5 protein-coding genes are annotated in these 3,007 nt (G+C 64.9%); 2 read left to right on the top strand and 3 right to left on the bottom strand.

Translation table 11 applies throughout. The features are described from left to right. Window positions 1-15: 15 nt before the first annotated feature. Window positions 16-609, top strand: coding sequence for an NAD(P)H-dependent oxidoreductase (locus PHQ87_RS15480; RefSeq protein WP_300236346.1), 594 nt, complete (start codon window positions 16-18; stop codon window positions 607-609). Between the two features lie 8 nt (window positions 610-617). Further along, window positions 618-878 carry a YkgJ family cysteine cluster protein gene (locus PHQ87_RS15475; RefSeq protein WP_300236343.1) on the top strand — a complete coding sequence of 87 codons (261 nt, stop codon included), beginning with the start codon at window positions 618-620 and terminating at the stop codon, window positions 876-878. Between the two features lie 120 nt (window positions 879-998). On the opposite strand, the gene PHQ87_RS15470 is transcribed toward PHQ87_RS15475, so the two are convergent. From PHQ87_RS15470 to PHQ87_RS15460, 3 genes are read right to left on the bottom strand one after another with little or no spacing between them, the layout of a single operon-like run. Continuing rightward, window positions 999-1,565: a YceI family protein gene (locus tag PHQ87_RS15470; protein WP_300236341.1), complete on the bottom strand. Its 567-nt coding sequence runs from the start codon at window positions 1,563-1,565 to the stop codon at window positions 999-1,001. A 45-nt stretch (window positions 1,566-1,610) separates the two neighbouring features. After that, on the bottom strand, window positions 1,611-2,174 hold the full coding sequence (locus PHQ87_RS15465) for a YceI family protein (protein ID WP_300236339.1): 564 nt from the start codon (window positions 2,172-2,174) through the stop codon (window positions 1,611-1,613). Window positions 2,175-2,207: 33 nt separating this feature from the next. Then, window positions 2,208-2,765, bottom strand: a complete 558-nt coding sequence (locus PHQ87_RS15460; protein ID WP_300236336.1) for a cytochrome b — start codon at window positions 2,763-2,765, stop codon at window positions 2,208-2,210. Window positions 2,766-3,007 lie beyond the last annotated feature (242 nt).

The raw sequence follows: 3,007 nt of genomic DNA, 5'->3' as shown, positions 1-3,007 counted from the left end.
GTCAGAATTTGCGCCATGATCCATCCGACGACCCCCCTCCTCGTTTTTTCCGGCAGCACCCGCGCCGATTCCCTCAACCTCAAGCTGGCCAAGGCCACGGCCGATCTGGCCAGCGCCGCTGGCGCCCAGGTGACGCTGCTGGATCTGTCCGACTTTGATCTGCCGATCTACAACGGCGATCTTGAGGCCCGCGGCATACCGGCCGATGTGATCCGCCTCAAGGAAGCGCTGCACGCCCATCCGGCCTGGATCATCAGCACGCCGGAATACAACGGCAGCTACCCCGCCCTGCTCAAGAACGCCATCGACTGGGCATCGCGCCCCATCAGCGGCAATGCCGAGTGGGCCGTCGGCGCCAAACCCTTCGCCGGCAAGGTGGTGGGCCTGCTGGCTGCCTCGCCCGGAGGTCTGGGCGGCATTCGCAGCCTGTCTCACCTGACCCCCCTGCTGCTGCAACTCCAGTGCTGGGTCACGCCCAAGCAATTCGCACTGGCCAAGGCCGGTGAAGCCTTCGACGCCGAAGGCCGGATCGTCAACGACGCCACCCGCGCAGGCGTGCAGGGTGTGATCGACCAGGCACTCTGGGCGGCCCGCAAGTTCCAGGGCTGACCGTCGCGATGGAGTGCCGGCCCGGCTGCGCGGCCTGCTGCATCGCGCCTTCGATCAGCAGCCCCCTGCCGGGCTTGCCCGATGGCAAGCCCGCAGGCATGCCCTGCCCTCACCTGGACGGGACGGCGTCACGGCGTTGCCGCCTCTTCGGCCAGCCCGGGCGCCCAGCGGTGTGCGCCTCCCTGACGCCGAGTGGGGAGATGTGTGGTTCCAGCCGGGAACAGGCGATCCGGTTTCTGGAACAGCTCGAATCGGCCACCCGTCCCTGAACGCGCAGGGTGGGACGGCCTCGACCGGTGCATACCCACCCCCACCCCGGCATCCACGGCAAGAAAAAAGGCCCGCACACGGCGGGCCTTTTTGCACACACATCGACACTCAGATGGGCATCACTGCTTGACGGCCTCGACCTGCAGTACCAGGCGCACGTTCTTGGAGAAACCCCAGTCCACTCCGTAGTTCACGCCAAAGGCGGTGCGGTCGATGGTGGTCTCGAAATCACCGCCGCAGACCTCACGCTTGAGCATGGGGCTGTCGTAGCAGTTGAACTGGTTGGCCTTGAGGGTGACCGGCTGGCTCACGCCCAGCAGCGTCAGTTTGCCCTCAACCGCACTGACCTTGTCACCGCTGAAGTGGAACCGGGTCGACACAAAACGCGCCTGGGGAAATTTTTCGGCATTCAGCAGCTCAGCGCTTTGCAGGTGCTTGTCGAACATGGGGGTGCCGGTGTTCACCGAGGCCACGTCGAAGCGGATGTCCACGGCGCCGGTCTTGGCCGCCTTGTCGAAACTGATCGTGCCCTCTTTCTTGTCGAAGCGGCCCCGATTGGTGGTGGCGCCGAAGTGGCCGATTTCGAACGTGGCGAAGGTGTGCGTCGGGTCGATCGCGTAGTCGGCGGCAAAGGCACCGGTCGACAGGGTCGCGGCGGCCGCCAGCAAAGCCAGGGATGTGCGCATGGGAAAATTCCTTCAGGTTTGGGATGAAAAAAGAACAGAAGCCCCTCAGAGCTTGGGCACGCCACTGAGGGCGATCTTGAAACTGACCTGCACCTCGTCGGCCACCATGGCGGTGTCCGACCACTCCTTCTCGCCGATACGGAAGCTCAGGCGCTGGATGGGGAAGCTGCCGGTGGCGGTGGTGGTGGCACCGCTTTGCGACAGCGTCACGGGCACGACCACATCACTGCTCACACCCTTGATGCTGAGCTTGCCGGCCACCTCGTAACGGGCCCCTTCCAGACGCTTGATGCTGCGCGACTCGAAGGTGGCCTTGGGGAACTGGGCCACGTTGAACCACACCGGCTTGACCAGCTCGGCGTCGGCCTCGCGGCTGATGCTGGCACTGCCCGTGTCCACGGTGAACGCGATCCGGCTGCTCGCCAGCTGGGCCGGATCGAAAGCCACCTGGGCGCTGAAGGCCTTGAACTTGCCCTCCACCGGCACGCCCATCTGGCGGCTGACGAAACGGATCTCGCTCTGGGCCGGGAGCAGCTGTTGCTGGGCCTGGGCGGCCAGAGGCAGCAGGGCAGCGGCCGTCAGCAAGAGGGTTTGAAAGCGGATACTCATGGGGAATGTCCTGCGTAACATCAAAAAGCGGCGTCAACGACGACCCAGGCCCATGCGGGCGAGCAGGCCGTCGCGGTCAATCAGCTGGTGCTTGAGGGCGCCAGCCACGTGCAACAGCACCAGTGCCATCATGGTGAAGGCCGACAACTTGTGAAGAGGCTTGATCAGCCCGGCGAGTTCCTCACTGACCGGCACAAAATCGGGCAGGGGCAGCACACCGAACAGCACGATGGGGAAACCGGCCGCCGAGCTGTAGGCCCAGCCCAGCAAAGGCACGGCAAAAAACAGCAGGTACAGGCCATGGTGCGTGGCGTGGTGCGCCAGTTGCTGCCAGCGCGGCATGGCCACCTCGATGGCCGGCGGCAGCGGTGGCGGGCGGTGCGTCAGGCGCCAGGCCAGACGGAACGCCGACAGGGCCAGCAGCGTGACACCGGCCCACTTGTGCCAGTTGTAGAGCTTCAGGCGTTGGGGCGAAAACGGCAGATCGGTCATGTACAGGCCGACGGCAAACAGACCGATCAGGGCCAGGCCCAGCACCCAGTGCAACAGTACCGAGACGGGGTGGTAACGGGTGGGGTGTGCGGTGGACATGGGAGGAGTGTAGGCACGGACGGCCACCGGCAGCGTGAAGTGGCTTGAAGCCATCATTCAAAAACATTGAATAAAAGAGGCACCCCTGTTCGACTTAGGTGGTCTGCCTACAATGGTGGGCATGGATGCCATCCACCGCCAGACCCTGTTGTCCCTCTACCCGGCGCTGGAAGCGGTGATGCCGCAGCTGGTGTCGCTGCCGGTGACGACCGTGCCCGCGGGCACGGTCCTGTTTCGCGAGA

Source organism: Hydrogenophaga sp. (assembly GCF_028698005.1).
Lineage (GTDB): Bacteria > Pseudomonadota > Gammaproteobacteria > Burkholderiales > Burkholderiaceae_C > Hydrogenophaga.
The sequence above is the reverse complement of the archived record's forward strand: the minus strand, read 5'-3'. Positions and strand labels throughout refer to the sequence as shown.